Below are 19,556 nucleotides of genomic sequence, written 5' to 3'. Positions count from 1 at the left end.
TTAAGCCTTTTAACCCATTAATAGAAAGCTTATATTAAGGAAAATTAGAACTTTCCTATAGGTAATAGAAAGGAGTGAATCTTCACTCCTTTTTATTATGTTATATTTTTACCCGATACTGGCTGCAATCATTACTTCTTTCCATAAATCCATATTCAATAAGATATCTTCTTACTGTAACATAATCATCATACAATTGCTTTATTATATCATTAACCTCTTTCTCAGAATAATTTATACCTGCCTTGAATTTTTTCATGAAGTATTGAAGTATTATTATTTTTTTCTTTTCTTTGCTAGGGAAAACTGTAAGTCTATCTTCTTTAATATAGTTTTTTATTACATTCTCTCTATCCTTTTCAGTAATTGCATACCTATCATCCACCATTGTAGCCCCCTTATGAATATTAATGAATTCCATACCTTCGGTTTCTGGTTTACCTTTGTCTTTCTTTTTTTCTAATAATTCCATCATTGCTAGGAATACCTTCGCTTGTTTCTCCTTTTCTTTTAACTTGAAACGATGATTCCTTATTGTTGATGTACTCCCTCCACCTTGAAGCTCAATTATTTCCTTATCACTAATACCTTTATAAAAAAAGTTTAGTATATCCTTTTGAATATCTGTTAATCCAGTATATTTTTTATTCATATTTATCAGATATTCAAATACCGATCCATGTTCATTATTAATATGAAGCTTAATAGCTTTTTGAGCATCATATAAAATGTCCGAAAGTGGGTATATTATTCCCTTTGTAAAGCTTTTTCCACATATAAGGCATATATATTCCTCTGTAAAATCATCATATTTGTATCCTTTTACAATCTCGTCTACCGTAGCATTCCAAAATAATTCATCTGTTCTTTTCAACCAAACCAACCCCTATAATGTTTGCTATTATATAAACATTATATACAATCGTTTGTGTTTTGTAAACTTATTTTCTTTTACTAATTAATATTCAAAAAGAAAGGGCTTTGATAAATATCAAAACCCTAATATCTTTATTCATTTCCTGCTATACTTACATTTTGCAGCTTAATTGTTTTTGGACCTTTAAAATTATTTAACTGTTGAATTTCTTTAGAAAAATACATTTTCTGTTGTACGTCTTTGATATTTCCTGATATAGAACCTGCAGTTACTGGAGTTAAATCTTTTCCATCGAAATACCATCCTAGTCTTATTTCACCTGCAAAATCTCCAGTCATTGTATCCATCTGAAAATCAGAAAATGCAACCAGTTCAAGATACGGTTCACTTTTCAAATTGTCTATATTTTTACTTCCTTCATGAACTATAATATTTCTGATATTTCCCGTAGGTTCAATATTTAAATAATTGGAAAATCTATTGTTTCCCCAATATCCTTCTAGTATACCATCACTATATATCTCTACTGCTTTTAATGGATATCCATCTTCATCATATGGAGCTGATAATGTTGATGTTTTTAAAAGTGGATCAACAGTGATATTGATCTTATCTCCTTTTATTTCTTTTCCTTGAATACATTCTCCAACCTTTGCTGTAGATATGCCCTCATATACAAGTTGAGCGTTAGCTTGCTCATAATAATAGCTAAAAAACTCCTTAACAGGCTCACCAGATAAAAGAACTGGTATATTGTTTAATGCTGGCGTGGACTTTGCTATAGCCTTATTCTTGCTCATTTTAAGCATATCTTCTACACATTCGATTATATCTTCTTTATTGAAATCAGCAAATTTAACATCTTTATATAGTTCAATCTCTTCTCCTTCTTCTTTCCAGTTTGTTATCAACTCTATTTGCCCTTTGTATCCGTCATATGATACATCAACACCTTCAGAGTTGATTATCCTAGTATATATTTTTTCAAGGAAGAGTTCAGATGAATTTATACTTCCATTTTCATATTTATCTGAGCCAAATATGGCTTCAGTTACCTTAGGCAACCATTCTGAAATAGAAGCCTTTGAAAATTCACTTTTAATATTGGACATAGCTACTTCCGAAGGCTTCACTAATGGATAATGTTTATTCTTAACAAATGAAGCTGCAAAAGCTGCACTCTCAATTGCCTTTTCTATCTCTTCAGTACTCATAGTAGGATAAATGTTTGTTGTGGAAGAACCTTTGTACATAACACCCTCTTCTTCAAAATCCTTATATACTGTAACTTTAAAGTGATGTACTTCCTTAGCTCGATTCATATCTAACTCTTTTTTAATAAAGAATAATTCACTTGATTCAATCTTGCTTTCGTTTACTTTCCAACTATCTACTTCTCTTGAGTTTAATAATATTTCTCTAATTTTATCTATCATTATCCCAACCTCGCTCTTGTTTTAATATATGGACCACCATCCGCGGTTTTTGCGAACTCTTTATGTCCTTTACCGCACGCTCCTGCTCCAAATAACTTAACTTCATCAGAAACCATCGAGACCGATTGCAAAACATCTGGGACATATCCTGTCATTATAACTGGCGATACTATATTACCAGTTAGTTTACCATCTTTTATTTCTTTACCTGCAAGTATCATACACTGGATTCCCCAGTTTTTTGGATCTTCCATACCACTAGTAAAGTTTTCTAGTAAGTAACCATATTTTATGGAAGCTATCATATCTTCAAGCTTATCTTCTCCTGCTGCAAAAAATGTATTAGTCATTCTCGCATATGCCTTTCTTTCAAATGACTCTCTCTTTCCATTTCCAGTAGGCTTTGTATTAAGCCTTAATGACGATAATAAATCTGATATTCCAGTTTTTAATATTCCTTTATCAATAATTACAGTGTCTGTTCCTATTACTCCTTCATCATCAAAAAGGTAAGATGAAACCTGCTTTGCTGATTTAGCACCATCATGCATTATCACTAGCTCCGATGCAACTTGCTTTCCTAGATATTCAACTGCCTTTGCGCGGTTTTTAACAAACATATCCATTTCTACCCCATGTCCAAAAGCCTCATGTGCTATTAATCCTGAAACTTCAGGATTACAAATAACATCATATTCTCCAGGTATCATTCTTTTCGCATCAAGAAGTTTTTCAGCATAGGACACTGTTTCTTCACATTTTAACTCCATTTCATCTAATATTTCGACTCCCTTTAGCCCCGATATACTTTCATAATAATACTTTGTATTATCATCTTTTCTAACAATTGGCATCAGTGCACCTTGTCCCCAAATATAAGACTGTTCAAGATCTTTATTTTGAGAAACAAAGACTTTGGATACTTGTACTTCTTCATATGCTACCTTCATATCTATTAATAATTCCGTACTTTTAAGCGCTTTATCCTTGATTGAAGTCATTTTCTGAAGCTTTTCTTTTGAGCTCACGCTTTCAGGAAGTATTTGTACTTCACCAAAAAAGCTATCTGTTATTGCTTCTTCTTCAATAACAGGATAATTACTCAAATCAATTGAATGTTCTTTTAGGCTATTAATGTCGTTTAGTACCTTACTATGTATCTTTTTAATTATTGAGTTCAAACTATCTTTTGATATTTGATTAAATGAAAACTCTGAATAGTTAGTTCCATTGTGCACTCTTACCACAAATCCTCTTTCTGCCCACATAGAATCATTTAACCCTGCACCTGTTCTGTGAACTATGTACTGCTTACCACTTATATCTGTTCCTAATACAGAAACGTATTTAAAATCCTTTGATAATGCTGAAACTAGCTCCTTTAATAATTGTTTTTGAGCTTGTAAATACTTTGACATACCTACCTGCATTGTGGTACACCCCCTTAAATTTTGAGTTATTATAAATTATTTCATATTTTAAATCTATCAGTAAACTTATAAAAAATCAATATATAAATTGAATAAATTAAACAAATCGTCCTTATTTAATTAATTTTTTATATTGTTGCTTTAAAGTAATGTGCCATTAGAGTTTCTTATTATAACAAATTATAACTTCTTCTTTATCAAATCCTTCATTTGTATATAATTCTGCAGCCTTGTTATTCTCTGCATTGACAGTCAGCCATGTATATTTTAATCCGTGCTTTTTACTAAGCTGTACTCCTGCCCTCAGCAGGTTTCTTCCTAGTCCTTTTCCTTGGTATTCCGGCAAAACCGCTAGATGGTCAAGGTATGAATCTTTTTGTGGTTCTTCATCTTCTAAGCTTACCCTCACTATACCAACCGCTTTATTATTATCATAAAGCATCATCATTCCGTCTTCTAGATAATATTCACTGTTCTCAAATTCAGCTATTCTATCAGGGGTACTGTCTAAATGTCCAGCTAAATGAGAAAAACAAATATTTAATATATCACACCAGATCTGTTCATCTTGACCAAATCTAAACGGTTTAAGTTGATATCCTTTTGGGAAAATTGGATTGTCCGCTTTATCTGATAATTTTTTCATCACCCATGAATATCTTTGAATTCTAAAACCAAGATTTTCACAGATATCACCAATTGATTTTTTATTCTCAGGAATGAATAGATAAATGTTATCTATTTCCTCTGTATACCTCATAAATGGCTCAAGTAGTAATTCGTATGCTTCAAGACTTGGATGTTCAGTATGTAAAATTCTAAACCTTCCTCTTCTATTTTCTCTATAACTCTGAGGAAGCATAAGTGACCCAGCTCCCACAATCTTGTCTTTTTTATCAATTAAGATATATGTAGGATTATTCTCATCAAGTTCAAATTCTCTTAGGTCTTCATCACTCAAGAATGATGGGTCATGTTCATCTGCATATTTTTTGCAGTATTTAATAAACTCAGCAGTTCTATTTGATTCTAATTTTATTACTCTCATATATTTTCCTCCTAACATAAACGAAATAAAACAGTCAGGGAAAAACCTGTATTTTATTCATGAGTGACCTATGAGTCATATCGCATATCTCTATCTTTTCACAGTTTTAAAAAGAGATATATAAATTATTTCGTCGTATGACCTCATAGTCATTAAATATCTTTTTGAGTCTTCATTCTATTCAACCTATTAAACACACTTAAAGCATTTTTATAAAATACATACTCGTGGAATTCTTCAGGAATGATTTCTTTTATGAATTCTATATAAGGCTTTAGCTGTACAAGTGGCCAATCCGATCCAAATAGCACTTTATAATAGTTATCTGCATATACTAAGCTTCTTTTGATATGGTCAATAAATAGCTGTTTTTGCTTCATTCTTTCAATTTCTGTACTATCACCAATAATAAGCCCAGAAAGGTCAGTAAACACATTTGGATTTTTACGAATTATCTCAGCAGTATCCATGACCCAGGGGTCACCCAAATGCGCAATTATAAATTTAACGCCCCTGTATTTTACTGCAAGCTCATCTACTGTTAATGGATGAGAATATTTTAAGATTCCTCTATCAGAATAAGTGTCTCCACTATGGATAGTTACTGGTACATTATATTTCTCAGCCAAAGCATATACTGGATCATATACAGTGTCATAAACATAATACTGATAATATCCAGCATATATCTTTATCCCTATAGCATCACCTTTTAATTCTGCTTCAATATTTTCAAGCTCTAGCTCTTTTGATTTACCCAATAACCTAACAGGATTAACGCCTATACAATAGGCTAAGTTATTTGGCAGTTTATCTCCTATATCAAGTTTCATAGGGTTAGGAGAGGAGGTGTCGGGGAACCCCCCGCTCATTTCCTCTGTCAATCCCATTCCTATACCAGCTATTATGTTGTTTTCTTCAAATTCCTTTATCAGACCTGAAGCTGAATAATCAACAATAGAAATATCTCTAGCAGTTTTATTAAAGCTCTCAATTCTTGAGAAATGCAAATGAGCATCTATTATTTTCATAATTTATTCTCCTAAAATTTTATATTTCGTAAATTTTTTAGTAAATCATGGTCAATAACTTCTTTAGTGAATATTAAAAATGCTGGAGGCATAAAGAATTGAGTATTATTTTTAGCCTCTATTTTGTTAATTACAAAGCTACCTACTGCTTCATTGTTAGAAAATCCCCATAGTGGGACATCTCCATTACTATAGACCATCATCTTATCAGTTCTATTAACTCCCTCAAATGTAATTGATCCATTTGTCCTAATATCAAAAGCCTTTCCAGCCTTATAGGTAACCATCTCTCCTGATTGATTTTGCACAGTAAATCTATTATTTTTCAACTCTTCATCAAGCTTCATAAAAACTTCAGTCATATATTCTACAGAATTGAAATAATAGCCTGTTTTTTGAACAATTTCTGTTGTGCAACACAATACTGGCAAGCCTGGAAGCATTAAATAGTATTGGTACATCTTAAAACCCTTAAATTTATCATTTTTCTTAATATTTGCTGAAATTTTTATACCACTCCACATATTACCTAGACTATCTTTAATCTGTATAAAATCTGCTTCTTTTTCTTCCTCACTAAGTGAAATAAGAGTTAACTCTCTAGGATGACTTATTATTCCTCCTGTCCAAGGATTCCACCAGGATTTAGGTGTAGGTGTAGGGAAGGATGTGTCAAGCCATTCATGCCCATTATACACTAGAGAAAATATAGAATTTGCAAATTGTGGAGAAGATTTAATTTTTATCTCCCCATTGTCTACTGAGAATATCTCTAATTCATTTTCAAATGTTCTTTCGCTATTAATAGTATCATTGTTAGTTTTAAATATTGCTATTTTCTTTTGAAAAGCTACTGATTCAAAATCAACATCTAGTGAGAGAATATCAATGTTTGCATTGTTATCTAATGAAACAATCATTTCAGTATTGTTAACAAAGTCTTCTTTGGAGAAGTTTTTCACAATAGGTTCGAATAAGTCATTTTTCGAACTCAAAGTGATGACTCCATCAAAATATGATTTCCTATACTCCTTAAAGGCTGCATTGAAGCTTTTTCCCACAAATGGATTACCATCATTGATACTAAATTCGAGTTTGCTAATTGTATGTGAATCATCATTACAGTCATGTTTTACAGCAAATTTCCTAAGTTCTTTCCAATCTTTAAATGTGTCTATTGCTATAAAACATGGTTCTGTGCTTATACTTGAGTTTGCAGGAATTTTACCTAAATTTTTATCAATTGAAAAATACCACATGTTAAACTTTATTTTATCTTCCTTAGGCCAACAAAAGCTAAAAGTTGATTTGCCTTCACTTGAATAAATCCAGTTTTCAGTAAATTTACTACTATCCCAATAGTCAAGGCTAGTACTGTCATATCCATTTATTTCTACAAATTCAGTATCATAAGGTATTACTGCATCCGCCAAATCATAATAGTAGCTCTGACTGAACCAAACATCTTCATCAGTATCCTTATCTGTTATATTTTGAACTTCATAATTATGCTCTACAATTCCATTTGGATATAGTTTAGATAATGATATTAGTTGTATATTTTTAAAATCTCTTGAATTATAAAAAGCTTTAAGTACAATATAGTCATCTTCACAATAGTTCTCAACTGTATGTGGTTTTTCCTTTGAAAATTCAAGAGAAAATGGTAACCCAACTCTAGGATAAAATACTATCATCTCATGTACAGTATCAGGATATTTCTTCACTATCAAATCATTATCAAACTTATTTAAGTGTAAAGAATAGTTCCCATTATATACAATCCATTGTTCATCAGTTTCTCCTCCAAATCTACCTGTGTATCCATTAAAATATAGCGATATTTTTTTCTTAAATTCAACAACTTCATTATTAAGAGTAGCTTTTATATTTAACATAGCTTGATACAAAAACGGATTATTTAAGGTATATGATATAAGAATAGAAGCTTTTTCTTTTGGCTTTAAAGGTATACTAAAACTTCTATCTTCAAAATCAATGTCATCTGAATCAGGTAATGTGAACTCAAATACAGTGTCTTCATTAAAATTATTTTGAATGTCTATATAAAAATCAGAATTAACATTCTTTAGCTTCTGCACATCAGGCGCAGTAAGTGAAAGTTTCGCTGGAAACTTAGGATTAATTCCTACTTTTAAAAAAGCTCTTTTACCATTAATCATAATTTCAGCTATAACACAAGGATGTGTTCTCCAATGACTCTGTTCTTCTTCTATTTCTCCGACAAAGAAATTAGCAATAAACGTTTTCTCATCCGCTACTGAAGCTTCTGCTTCAAAAGAAAAAGTGATGTTTTTATCGTTCTTGCCTTTTATAGCAATATCTAATTTTTTACCAGTCTTATTGACAACATGATAGGTTATATTATATTCTCTTCCGAAAACTAAATCTTTTTCTGAGATATCTGCACTTATAATATAGTCATTTGTATCAATTAATCGTAAGCCTCTTCCTTTTCTTTCGAAAACCATTCTCAAATGTTTCCCATCTTTTTCCCATAAGTATTCATAATTAGAATAGTTATCTTCTTCATTTCCGTCAGGACTTACTGCAATATCTCTTTTACTATCCTCATACCAGTCAAATATTTCAAAGTATTCCTTTACAGCCTCTGTTTGCATTACTGTAGGTATGAAATTCATTAGATGTGTTGCATCGTCTCTTTTCTCCCAGAAAAAGCCGCACTTTTTATAAAGAGGAACTGCTTTAGTATTCCCTGCCCAAGTATATAAATCAAGTCTGGGCCACCCAAGCTCAATAGTTCTTTTTACAGTTTGAAGAACTAATTGTTTACCGACCTTTTTGCCATGATAATCTGGACGAACATTCAAAAGAGGTATGTACATTGCTCCATCATCCTGCCTATATTCTGAAAAGCTACAATAACCTACAACTTTTTCACCATCTATTGCTACATATGTGTTTATATTGCCAGTATTTTCGTTTTCCTCTATTGCACTCTCCTCAGTATATATGCTGTCAGATCCCCCCCAGTTATCAGCACTCATGTTCCACATGTCAGCCAATGATTTAGCATGTGCCCTTTCGTATTCAACTATTTTAATTCCGTTCATTTTTAATCCCCCCAATATGACACATAAATGAAAAAACTTAATTGCTTCCCAATATCTCTAAACGTTTTGTTTCCTTGATAAACGGTATATGAACTATAATTTTTAATAGCATACCAATCCCTAGTGTTGTTATTGGAATAATCAAATTAAAGTTATCAAACATATATCCAAAAATCTTAAAACCAACCAAACGAGCTAAAGAGAAGAACAATGCTTGAACTGCAACATATCTTCCAAGCTTATTCTCTGGTATTGTGGTTTGATAAAAAGTAACATAAAATACTCCATAAAAACCAAAAGACATATAAAATATAAAAATCATTGTACTAAAAAGTAAAACTATCATAGGTGAGTTACTATGGAGCAAGTTTAATATTCCACTATTTGATAAAGGTAGCATAGATATAACAAAAACTAGCATTCCGATTATTCCTATTCCTATGCATTGAGCTACATTGCATCGTTTCTTAGCAAGACTCACTGCAAATATTGCCAAAATTGACCCAATAGTCGCAATACTTTCTACTATTCCATAGTCTACTTCTGTTCCTCCTAATAATGTAACAATCATATATGGGAATCCTACTAATGCAAATGGAAATAGAAATAAGTGTGTAAGTATACCATTACTGATTAAAGACGTTATCCGTATATCTATTAATAACACCTTAAATCCATCAAGAATATCATTAATAAAAGAAGAATATTCTTTTGTTTGCTCACGAGGCGGAATGCTCATAAAGCACTCTGAAAATGCAGATACCAAATATGTTATTCCATCTACAAGTAAAATTATCCCTACACCATATTTACCAAATATTAGTGCTCCAAAAAAAGGTGTAGATGCAAATGTAATCTCTTCTATTGTTCTTTGTATTGAATTGGCATCTACTAAATCATCCTTATCAACTATGGCAGGAAGTATTGTTACGAATGCAGGTCCAAAAAATACTTCACATAGTGAATAGAAAATTACTAATGTATAAGTAACCAATATGTTAATTGAAGCTATAAATGAGTATGCAAATAACACAATAGCAAAAGCACCTCTAATGAAATCTAACAGTATTATCATTTTCTTTCTATCAACCTTATCTACAATAGTTCCCGCTACTGGTCCTAATATTATCTTTGGTATCATCGCTAACGCTAAAACAGAAGAAAATTTTCCTGCTGATCCAGTAATCTGAAGTACATACAGTGCTAAAGCCACATTTAAAAAACCAGTGCCTAGAAGAGAAGTCGACTGTCCAAAAACAAATAGTAAAAAATCCCTATTTTTCAATACCTTAAAATTCATGATAATCTCCTTAACACAATATTCGCAGTTCTACAGTTCTATAATAACCTTGCCATCCTTATAGAATAGCTCTCCATCTACATATATTTCGCCACCATTTTTCATGTCACATATCATATCCCAATGTATTCCTGACTCATTCTTGCCACCAGTTTCCTTAGGTGCAGCTCCTATTGCAGCATGGATAGTTCCACCTATTTTCTCATCAAAAAGCATATTCTTAGTAAATTTTTGAATTCCGTAATTTGTTCCAATAGCTATTTCTCCTAAGTATCTAGAACCTTCATCAGTATCTAATAAAGCTAGAAGTAAGTCCTCACCCTTTGAAGCACTTGCCTTAATGACTTTACCTTTACTGAATTCAAGTCTAATGTCTTCAATTTCTTTTCCCATTTCTATTCCAGGAAAAGTGAATCTAATATATCCTTCTACTGTATTTTCTATAGGTGTTGTGAAAACTTCGCCATCAGGGAAATTTTCTTTCCCATCACAGTTAATCCATTTTCTTCCTTCTATACTCATTTTCAAATCTGTGTCCTTTGTTTTTATATGTAATATATTTTTAGTATTTAGATATTTACAAAGCTTTTCCTGCTCTTCTGATATTTTTTTCCATTCTAATACTGGATTATCCCTGTCTAGAAGCATAGCTCCGTAAACAAAATCCTCATATTCTTCCAAGCTCATGCTTGCTTCTTGAGCACTCGCATGTGTAGGAAACTGTGTTCCACACCATCTTAAATCCTTATTTGCTATTCTATCTAGCATTTTATTAAAAAGCCCACCTGTTGCGGCACTTCTTTTTTGAATTCTTTTAGAATCTATATTAGAAAACGCTCTTTCATTATATCCACCCCATACTGATAGTTCTGCATCATAATACTCTGAAACGAACTTATCATACTCACTAATAAATTCAAGTTGTTCATCACTTGCTTCTTTATAGAATATTTCTCTTATGCCTGGAAGACTTATTTCAGTATTTACATGGGCACCATTCTTTATTGCCTCTCTATAAACTTCTTTGATCAGCGGATATGAGACATCATAACCATTAATTAATAATTTGTCACCTTTCTTAATACCCAATGAATAGTTTACTAGTAGCTTTGCAAATTTTTGGATTCTTTGATCTGCCATTTGTTAAAATCCCCCTTTATTTATAAATTGGTATTATAGCAGATACTATTTTTTCAATAGTATCTGCCATTTTAATACAAACTTTATCTTCTAGAAACAAAGCTAAGTTTTGTTTCTACATTCAAGTTTATGGTATTCAAATAATCCTCTATCTTGTTTCATTTCAAATCCCTTTGTAAAAATTAAGTTATATAACATAATCATTTCTCCTTTATTATTTAATTAATTTTATTACTTTCTAAATTCTAGCTTCAAGTATTCGTCTAAACCAATGTCTTTTTTAAGTCCAAATCCTGAAACGATTAGTTCTAATAACCCTAGCATATCTATCACCTACCTTGTAGTACAAACTCCTTAGAATAATCTTAATTCTAACTTTGCAAATAATTCATATCCATGATCTTTTTTGTTTGATGATTGTTTTACCAACTGATCAACTAAATACAACATATTTATCACCTCCTAAAGTATAATGTTACCTATCTTCTTAATTCTAGTTTGCTGTACTCTTCAAAACCAAAGTCTCTCTTTGAATTAGAAAAAAATAGAAATTTCATCAATAAATCAGTCATTATATCACCTCCTTTATTTTTTTACATTAGTTACATTTTCTTGAATCAAAGGCATAATAAAAAGCCGCAGATAGCTACTCTACGACTTTTTATTACTTTATTGTATACAAGAAAACATATAAAAAAGTCGTAAGCATTAAGCCCACGACTATATTATTCCAAAAGACACAAAAAGTGCATTAAAATATAAATCAAAAAATCGCAGACTATGTACCTACGACTGTAAAATCATAATTATAATAAAAATTAAAACAATTATAGATTAACCTTTACACCTATTCGCAGGCCGTTATTTTTTGCTGTATATTCAATTTTGTTTAAATTGGTAATACCTAACATAGTAATCATCACTTCACGGCCTCCTTTTTTTATAACATTGTTTGCCACTTTTACTGCATTTTAATTATATCACCATATTTTTTAAACTGCAATACATTTTTTAAAATTTTGTGAAATTTTTTTCTATAAAAAATACACCCAGAAAATTTAAATTTTCTAGATGTATTTTTTTATTACTATTTAATCATTAGAATTAAATATTTCTTCATCAAATTCGCCTTCTGCCTTTGAAACTATGGCGGTACATATTGCATCTCCAGTTATATTTACAGCAGTTCTTGTCATGTCTAGTATTCTATCTATTCCTATTATTAGTGCTATTCCTTCAATTGGTAGTCCAATAGCTTGAAATACCATGGACAGCATTATAAGTCCAACTCCTGGAACACCAGCTGTACCGATTGAAGCTATTGTAGCAGTTAAAATCACTGTCAGTATTGCTTGAATTGATAACGGAACCCCATATAGCTGAGCTACAAAAACAGTGGCTACTCCTTGCATTATTGAAGTACCGTCCATATTTATTGTTGCACCTAATGGTATAGTAAAAGAAGCTATATTTTTTGAAGCACCAATTTTTTCTTCAATTACCTCTAAAGTCACAGGAATAGTTGCATTAGAGCTAGAAGTTGAAAAGGCAACTCCCATTGCAGGTGCAAACTTTTTAAAGAACCTTATTGGATTTAGCTTTGCAAATATCATAAGCAATCCTGAATAAGTAAAAGAAACATGTATTAACAAAGCTAAAAGAACACATATCATATATTTTAATAATGAGCCCATAGCATCAAACCCTAAAGTAGAAAATGTCTTAGCTATTAGTGCGAATACACCATATGGTGCAGAAAGCATTATTAACTCAACTATCTTCATAACTAAATCATTTAATTGATTAAAAAAGTCAGTAATAATTTTCGTTTTATCACCTAGAATAGAAAGCGCAATTCCTACTAAAAGAGAAAATACTATTATTTGAAGCATTGAACCTTGTACCATTGATTCTGCTGGATTGGTAGGAACCATCTCATATATTACCTGTATAAGTGGCTTAGTTTCTCCAATGGTCGGCTGAGTCTTAATTAAATCAGACATATCAAGTCCAACGCCTGGATCAATAAGAGAAGCTATTATTATAGCTATAGTAATAGCTATCGCCGTTGTTGCAATATAAAATAGCATTGTTCTAAATCCAACTCGTCCTAACTTTTTAATATCAGACATAGAAGCTGCTCCATTAACTAAAGAAACGAAAACTAAGGGAACAACCATCATTTTAATTCCTCTTAAAAATATCTGACCTAATAGCTCAAACAAACCATTTACTAATATAGTATCTCTAGTATAAGAAGGTCCCAACTTGTTTAGTATCAAACCTGTTATGAAACCTAAAATAAGACCAATAAGAATTTTAGCTGTTAATCCAATTTTTCTTCCTTTCATGCCATTCCTCCTTTGTAATTTCACGTTTTTTCGACATTGGTATTGTTATATTATATATCATATTGTTACAAAAATGCAATATTTTCTTTTCCCTTTTGTAATATTTGCCATATGCCTAATGCTTTATTATCCAAAAACAATTAAAAGACATCTACTAGATGCCTTTTAATCTTCTATTACATTAGTAAGTGAATATATGCGCCTGCCCCGATAGGAATATCTGTAATATGCTAAATTATTAATAGTATCGTCCACTCAAAGTTGAGTCTCTTATTCTATAAGCAACCTGTGTAACTTAGATTAAATGATAATAATTTTAAAATTTTGTTAACATAGCTATTTGGCTGTATAAATAATGGATGGTCAAGAAAAAACTGTACCTATTTGGCACAGTTTTTTCTATTTTCTATATACTGTCTAATATTGTATAAATATTCTTTACTAATAGTATTAATTATTCGATTATTCATAGAGTCATATTCAATATCATCGATTGTCTTTATGGGAAGTACATTTACTGAAGTACCAGTCATAAAAGCTCCATCAAATTCTTCCAGTTCATCTACTTTGATGTTTTTTTCAACTATGTCTATTCCTTCTGCTTTACATACCTTCATTATTTCATTTCTGGTAATTCCAAGGAGTACTTCTCCTGATGGAGCTGTATAGACACTAGCTTCCTTTACAAAAAACATGTTTGATCTACTGCCTTCTGTTATATTCCCTTGTTCATTTACCAGTAGAGCTTCGTAAGCATCTTGCTTTTTTATTTCATCATTAACCCTTTGCCTAAAATCTGTATTGATTACCTTTGCATTAGGATTTTTTCTTTCAGAGTTAAAGAGAATAGTATGAATACCTTTTTGATAAACTACTTTTTCAGGATAATTACTTTTAATGAAGTAAGCCATGAAAGTCTGCGTTTCCTTATCTAAATTATAGCATAGTAGCTTTATATTCATATTATTTGTTTCATTTACAGCTATTAACTGATAAATCTCCTTTTCTATTTCACTATCTTTTTTATCTATGGTATAACCAATTATTTCAGCTGACTTTCTCATTCTAAATAAATGGTCTTCCATAAATAAAGCAATTCCATCAACAACTCTTATTACCTCATAAATTAATGGACTGGATGCGTTAATAAATCCTTCATCATTATTTACCGAGCATAAGCTACCATTTAAAATATAATAGTTAAGTATTGCTTCGTTATTCATAAATTCACCTCGTGTTCTATTGTAGGTTTTTTAAAGCAACCTATAATATTCATTATAGCTTATTTAGGTAAATATTTTAATTATATTTCTTTATCATTTTTCTTCATTTTCTTTAGAATATATTTTACAATTAAAAATATTATCAAAGCTATAATAACAAACGGTAATAATATCGCTATTAATACAGTTAAGTCTTTTACAAGCTTTATCAATACTTTTATTGAGCTACTAAATCCATCTCCTACTCTATCTATAAGAGAAATTGGCTTTGGCTCTTTTATTTCTTGAACTTCATAAACAGAAACCTGTATAGTTGCAAAATTAACCATATTATCCCATTTCCTTAATGTCCCTGTAAAATTTTCTATTTGATATCTTACATCTGACAATTCTCTTTCAAGCTCAATAATATCTTTCACACTCTCAGCTTTTTTAAGAATTTCTATGAGTCTTTCTTCTTGAATTTGTAAAGATTTTAATCTCGCTTCAGAATCAAAATATTCACCTGTTATATCTGTTCCGCTATTTTCGCTGTTTATTACATTTCCAATATTATTGAAGTCAAGCATGAATTGTTCAAAATATTTCTCTGGAATCCTTAAATTAAACGATGCATATCTGTCTTGAAAGCTTTGTTTTTCACTTATTCTGCTTCCTGAAATGTTAGAGCTTTCTACGTATCCCCCTATAGATTTTGTCTTTTCTACTATAGCACTTGTCGTCTTATCAAACTCAAGTGTTTCCAACTCAATTCGTGCTGATTTAATAATCTTCCTATTGTTTTCAGTAAGTGACGTCTGTTCAATAGTTTGCCCTCTATCTGCATTGTTTTCACTTGGAGCCTGGTTACTAAATCCAACATCAGATGTTTTCTGCATTTCTGTAGATGTAGCTTGTTCTTGTAAAGCTTTGTCTTCAGTCATAAAACCTTTTGCACAACCAGAAAGAATTAATACTAGCATCAATAATAATGCACATAATGAAAATCCTCTTTTTCTTTTATTAATCATCCTAAATCCCTCCCCTAATCTTTTTAGTAACTATATACTATTTTGACGATGATTAAGGGAAAATGTTCCATTATAATATAGAAAAAGAAACTATTATAAAAAAATATTCTTTTATAGATATTTCTCTACTCTAATTCTATTTTTCAAAAAACAAATGTATTATTTCATTTTTCAGCTCACTAAATATTCTCATTTCAGGAGGATTGTCTTCTCTGTCACATAAAACCTTAATCAGCTCATTATAATACCATGATTGCTTCTCTCTACCTCTGTTAAATCTGTCCCAAACTTTTTCACCAACTCTATTGTATTCTTTAATTGTAGTTCTTATGTTATGAAGTTTATCAGCGCAGGTAACTATCCGTATATCTAATGAAGCAGTTTTAAGTGCATGTAATTTATAAGTCTTTCTCTCTTCCCATGAGAGTGACTTATCAGGTTCTGAGCATCCTCCTACGATTTCTGCTACATATTGTCCAAATGTATCTCTGATATAGTCAAGTGTCACATATGTATCCTCTACAGTATCATGCAAAATCCCTGCTGCTACAAGCTCATCAGAGCATCCTTCTTTTTGTAGAATCATACCAACCATATATGGATGAGTTATATATGGAATATCTGTACCCTTTCTTTTCTGATTTTGATGAGCTTTGGCTGCTACTTGTATAGCTAATTCAATCATGTCATTTGCCCTCCTATTGTTTAACATTTTTCGACTATAATCTATATAAATAAACAAGATATTTCCTAGGAAATATCAATACTGTTATTATAGATAGCGACTTGGTTCCTTCCATTATGTTTTAAAAAATGCATAGCTTCATCTCCTTTTCTACTAATTTATTCACAACTAAAGCATCTTAAGGATACGAGCTATCCCTATACTAATAGTTTCACTATCAGTAACTATATATCATTGTTTTTTCTATTATTATCTTGATCTCTTCTGCTACATATTGTATGATTTTAGCCTTTAACAAAAATATTCTTTATGATTATTCAATACTAGATATTATAATATTTCTTTCCACTTTTGAAAAAACATCTGTCTATCATTCTTTGTTAATAAAAAATTAAGCTTAGTGCTCATATATAGTTTTATTATATATTTCTAAATCATGATTTTATTCTCCAAGCAATATGAATCTTCCTGCAAAACGACAGTAAAAAATAGGCAGGTATTTACCATTGCCTATTTAGCCTTTTCCTTTAGTTGTTCAAGGTTTTTTAATACAATGTCTCTTTTTATTTTAAGCAGTTCTGCGTTCTTTCTTTCTATAACAGACTTCATGTTAAGTAACGATAGATTTAATTTTTCCATAAGGTTTTCATCTTTTTTATCAAGTTTTACTTTAGGTCTAAGTGTATTTACTGAATTTTCACCCATTTTAATACTTTCTTCTGATTTTGCCCAATCATTTAATAATCCAAATAGATGACTTTGCCTTACAAAATATTTTAATCTCATTATTTCCCCGTCTGGATTTCCTTTATATGGATCAAAAAATATTGACATATAGTAATTCATTCTATTTGTCTGATGTAATGATTCTAAACTATCTTTTTTTTCCACAGCAATTGTAAGATTGTCAAGGGCATCTTCAAATTTTGTTGTATCTTCATTTTTAGCACCCATTTCTAAAGCCTTAAGCTCATAATCATTCCATCCAGCATGTATTTCTTCCACGGTCTTTCCTACTTTTTCCCACATTGTATCTATTTTTTCTTTCTTTGTCATTGTTTGTTTTTGCTGTTCTGATTTTTCTCCTTCCGATGATTTATTATCACTTTGGCTTTTCCCTTCGCTTGATTGATTGCTCTGCTTATTTTGCTGTTCCTCTTTTTCTTCCGGTTTCTTCATTTCTTCCATGATTTTCTCAATATCCTCTATTATACTATCACTTTTATCTGCCATTGCACCTAAACCTTCAGGAATTTTTTCTTTTTCACTGCTAGTCATCGGCTTCTCTTGTTTTTTACTGCATGATGTGGAAACAATTAAAACTAATAGGATTGCTAGTACTATATTTATCTTTTTAAACAGCTTAAAATTAATATTCACAGTAATCACCTCAATTTTAGTATATCCAAGATGATTATTTTTAAGTAAACATAGTTAAAGCCCTATAAAAAATTTTTTATAAGGCTTTAAAATAATCTCAAAATCTATGATTCAATATTTTCTTGTTTTTCTTCTATTTCTTCATTCTGTACTATTTCAGTATCATTAGCCTGCTTGCTATCTCCAGCAAGATATTTTGGAAGCTCCATTCCAGCCATATTAAATAGTTCTTCAAAAGGAGGAATTGATTTTAGCATTCCTGATAAAAAGTTAGCTGTTGAAGGTGCTCCATTACTTCCATTCATTGTATCCCAAACTGTAACCTTGTCAATCTTGATATTTTTGATTGCTTCAACTTGAGTTTTAACTAATTCAGGGAGCTTATCAGCTATCATAAGCATAACCGCTTCTTTAGAATCTCCACCGGCTGCCTTAACAAGTCTCTCAAAACCTTCAGCTTGTTTACTGAGTATTTCCATGATACCTTGAGCTTCTGCTTGCATTTTGAATAGTATAGCATCAGCTTCACCTTTTGCTTGACGACGAATTCTTTCAGCTTCAGCTTCTGCATCAATTTCAACCTTTTCTTTTTCAATTTGAGCATGAACAATAACGTCAGCTTCTTTTGTAGCTCTCTCTTTGTTAGCTCTTGCTTTTTCTGCTTGTTGTTCAGCAGAATAAGCTTCTTCAAGCGCTTTAGCAGATTGCACTTTCTCTGCTGCACTTGCTCTTCTCTCTGCTTCAGCTTCTCTTTCTCTTCTCTCTGCTTCTGAATTGGCTATTGTGATTTTTGTTCTATTTTCTCCCTCAACTGCAGTTGCATTTGCTTCTGCAACTTGAACTCTTTCATCACGTTTTGCATTTGCTTCACCTATTGCACCGTCACGGTCTTTTTCAGCAACATTCTTCTTAGCATCGTTAATTGCCTTTGCCGCTGCTTCCTTACCTAAAGCCTCTATATATCCTGATTCATCTCTTATGTCAGTAACGTTAACGTTTATAAGCTTTAATCCTATTTTCTTTAATTCGGCCTCAACATTCTTTGATACGTTTGCTAAGAACATATCTCTATCAGAATTAATTTCTTCTATGCCCATTGTAGCTATTACAAGTCTCAATTGGCCAAATATAATATCTTTAGCTAACTCTTGAATCTCTTTTAGCTGTAAGCCTAGCAGTCTCTCTGCGGCATTGGTCATAATACCAGGCTCAGTGCTTATACCTACTGTAAATCTTGAAGGTACATCTACTCTTATGTTTTGGTTACTAAGTGCATTTGTCAAGTTAACTTCTATTGATATAGGTGTTAAATCTAAAAATTCATAGCTTTGAATAACTGGCCAAATAAATGAAGCTCCACCATGAATACACTTTGCAGAACGGTATCCTCCATCATTTCCTTTGCCAATCTTTCCGTATACAACTAATACCTTATCTGATGGACACTTCTTGTATCTAGAAAATATAGCTGCTATAGTACTAAAAATTACTACTACTATAACAGTAATGAGAATTACAGGATAGAAAGACTCCATAATTTTATGCCTCCT

The 19,556-nt window shown here is 31.3% G+C and carries 14 protein-coding genes; all 14 read right to left on the bottom strand.

All coding sequences use genetic code 11. From position 1 onward, the window contains the following. Positions 1 to 100: 100 nt before the first annotated feature. A complete protein-coding gene (locus HNR33_RS05950) occupies positions 101 to 874 on the bottom strand; it encodes a DUF2087 domain-containing protein (RefSeq protein WP_429081178.1) in 774 nt (257 codons plus the stop codon). 134 nt (positions 875 to 1,008) lie between these two features. Continuing rightward, on the bottom strand, positions 1,009 to 2,313 hold the full coding sequence (locus HNR33_RS05945) for a metallopeptidase TldD-related protein (protein ID WP_429081177.1): 1,305 nt from the start codon (positions 2,311 to 2,313) through the stop codon (positions 1,009 to 1,011). Continuing rightward, the gene (locus HNR33_RS05940; protein WP_429081175.1) at positions 2,313 to 3,743 is read right to left on the bottom strand and encodes a TldD/PmbA family protein; all 1,431 of its coding nucleotides are present in this window, start codon (positions 3,741 to 3,743) and stop codon (positions 2,313 to 2,315) included. Before HNR33_RS05940 ends, HNR33_RS05945 begins: the two co-directional genes overlap by 1 nt. Positions 3,744 to 3,900: 157 nt before the next feature. Continuing rightward, positions 3,901 to 4,791, bottom strand: a complete 891-nt coding sequence (locus HNR33_RS05935) for a GNAT family N-acetyltransferase (RefSeq protein ID WP_429081173.1) — start codon at positions 4,789 to 4,791, stop codon at positions 3,901 to 3,903. A 152-nt stretch (positions 4,792 to 4,943) separates the two neighbouring features. Beyond that, positions 4,944 to 5,822 carry an amidohydrolase family protein gene (locus HNR33_RS05930; protein ID WP_429081171.1) on the bottom strand — a complete coding sequence of 293 codons (879 nt, stop codon included), beginning with the start codon at positions 5,820 to 5,822 and terminating at the stop codon, positions 4,944 to 4,946. 11 nt (positions 5,823 to 5,833) lie between these two features. Next, a complete protein-coding gene (locus HNR33_RS05925) occupies positions 5,834 to 8,917 on the bottom strand; it encodes a GNAT family N-acetyltransferase (RefSeq protein ID WP_429081168.1) in 3,084 nt (1,027 codons plus the stop codon). Between the two features lie 37 nt (positions 8,918 to 8,954). Beyond that, complete coding sequence (locus HNR33_RS05920) at positions 8,955 to 10,217, bottom strand: MFS transporter (RefSeq protein WP_429081166.1); 1,263 nt, start codon at positions 10,215 to 10,217, stop codon at positions 8,955 to 8,957. 30 nt (positions 10,218 to 10,247) lie between these two features. Continuing rightward, a complete protein-coding gene (locus HNR33_RS05915; protein ID WP_429081165.1) occupies positions 10,248 to 11,357 on the bottom strand; it encodes an aminopeptidase in 1,110 nt (369 codons plus the stop codon). Between the two features lie 1,091 nt (positions 11,358 to 12,448). After that, positions 12,449 to 13,708: a dicarboxylate/amino acid:cation symporter gene (locus HNR33_RS05910; RefSeq protein ID WP_429081162.1), complete on the bottom strand. Its 1,260-nt coding sequence runs from the start codon at positions 13,706 to 13,708 to the stop codon at positions 12,449 to 12,451. Between the two features lie 380 nt (positions 13,709 to 14,088). Continuing rightward, the gene (locus tag HNR33_RS05905; RefSeq protein WP_429081159.1) at positions 14,089 to 14,931 is read right to left on the bottom strand and encodes an aminotransferase class IV; all 843 of its coding nucleotides are present in this window, start codon (positions 14,929 to 14,931) and stop codon (positions 14,089 to 14,091) included. An 80-nt stretch (positions 14,932 to 15,011) separates the two neighbouring features. Next, positions 15,012 to 15,941, bottom strand: a complete 930-nt coding sequence (locus tag HNR33_RS05900) for a DUF4349 domain-containing protein (RefSeq protein WP_429081157.1) — start codon at positions 15,939 to 15,941, stop codon at positions 15,012 to 15,014. A 136-nt stretch (positions 15,942 to 16,077) separates the two neighbouring features. After that, entirely contained in the window at positions 16,078 to 16,626 is a 549-nt protein-coding gene (locus HNR33_RS05895) for an HD domain-containing protein (protein ID WP_429081155.1), read from the bottom strand. Between the two features lie 510 nt (positions 16,627 to 17,136). Further along, on the bottom strand, positions 17,137 to 18,006 hold the full coding sequence (locus tag HNR33_RS05890) for a hypothetical protein (protein ID WP_429081154.1): 870 nt from the start codon (positions 18,004 to 18,006) through the stop codon (positions 17,137 to 17,139). Positions 18,007 to 18,110: 104 nt separating this feature from the next. Then, on the bottom strand, positions 18,111 to 19,541 hold the full coding sequence (locus HNR33_RS05885; protein ID WP_429081151.1) for a flotillin family protein: 1,431 nt from the start codon (positions 19,539 to 19,541) through the stop codon (positions 18,111 to 18,113). Between the last annotated feature and the right edge of the window lie 15 nt (positions 19,542 to 19,556).

The organism is Brassicibacter mesophilus (assembly GCF_050433385.1).
Taxonomy (GTDB): Bacteria; Bacillota; Clostridia; order Tissierellales; family Proteiniboraceae; genus Brassicibacter; species Brassicibacter mesophilus.
Note: the sequence above shows the minus strand (reverse complement) of the source record. Positions and strands in the feature narration are given on the sequence as shown.

Coding starts and splice junctions, on each gene's coding strand:
- HNR33_RS05940 (WP_429081175.1), bottom strand. CDS start 3,743: ATGCAGGTAGGTATGTCAAAGTATTTACAAGCTCAAAAACAATTATTA.
- HNR33_RS05900 (WP_429081157.1), bottom strand. CDS start 15,941: ATGATTAATAAAAGAAAAAGAGGATTTTCATTATGTGCATTATTATTG.
- HNR33_RS05885 (WP_429081151.1), bottom strand. CDS start 19,541: ATGGAGTCTTTCTATCCTGTAATTCTCATTACTGTTATAGTAGTAGTA.
- HNR33_RS05945 (WP_429081177.1), bottom strand. CDS start 2,313: ATGATAGATAAAATTAGAGAAATATTATTAAACTCAAGAGAAGTAGAT.
- HNR33_RS05905 (WP_429081159.1), bottom strand. CDS start 14,931: ATGAATAACGAAGCAATACTTAACTATTATATTTTAAATGGTAGCTTA.
- HNR33_RS05920 (WP_429081166.1), bottom strand. CDS start 10,217: ATGAATTTTAAGGTATTGAAAAATAGGGATTTTTTACTATTTGTTTTT.
- HNR33_RS05930 (WP_429081171.1), bottom strand. CDS start 5,822: ATGAAAATAATAGATGCTCATTTGCATTTCTCAAGAATTGAGAGCTTT.
- HNR33_RS05915 (WP_429081165.1), bottom strand. CDS start 11,357: ATGGCAGATCAAAGAATCCAAAAATTTGCAAAGCTACTAGTAAACTAT.
- HNR33_RS05910 (WP_429081162.1), bottom strand. CDS start 13,708: ATGAAAGGAAGAAAAATTGGATTAACAGCTAAAATTCTTATTGGTCTT.
- HNR33_RS05935 (WP_429081173.1), bottom strand. CDS start 4,791: ATGAGAGTAATAAAATTAGAATCAAATAGAACTGCTGAGTTTATTAAA.
- HNR33_RS05925 (WP_429081168.1), bottom strand. CDS start 8,917: ATGAACGGAATTAAAATAGTTGAATACGAAAGGGCACATGCTAAATCA.
- HNR33_RS05895 (WP_429081155.1), bottom strand. CDS start 16,626: ATGATTGAATTAGCTATACAAGTAGCAGCCAAAGCTCATCAAAATCAG.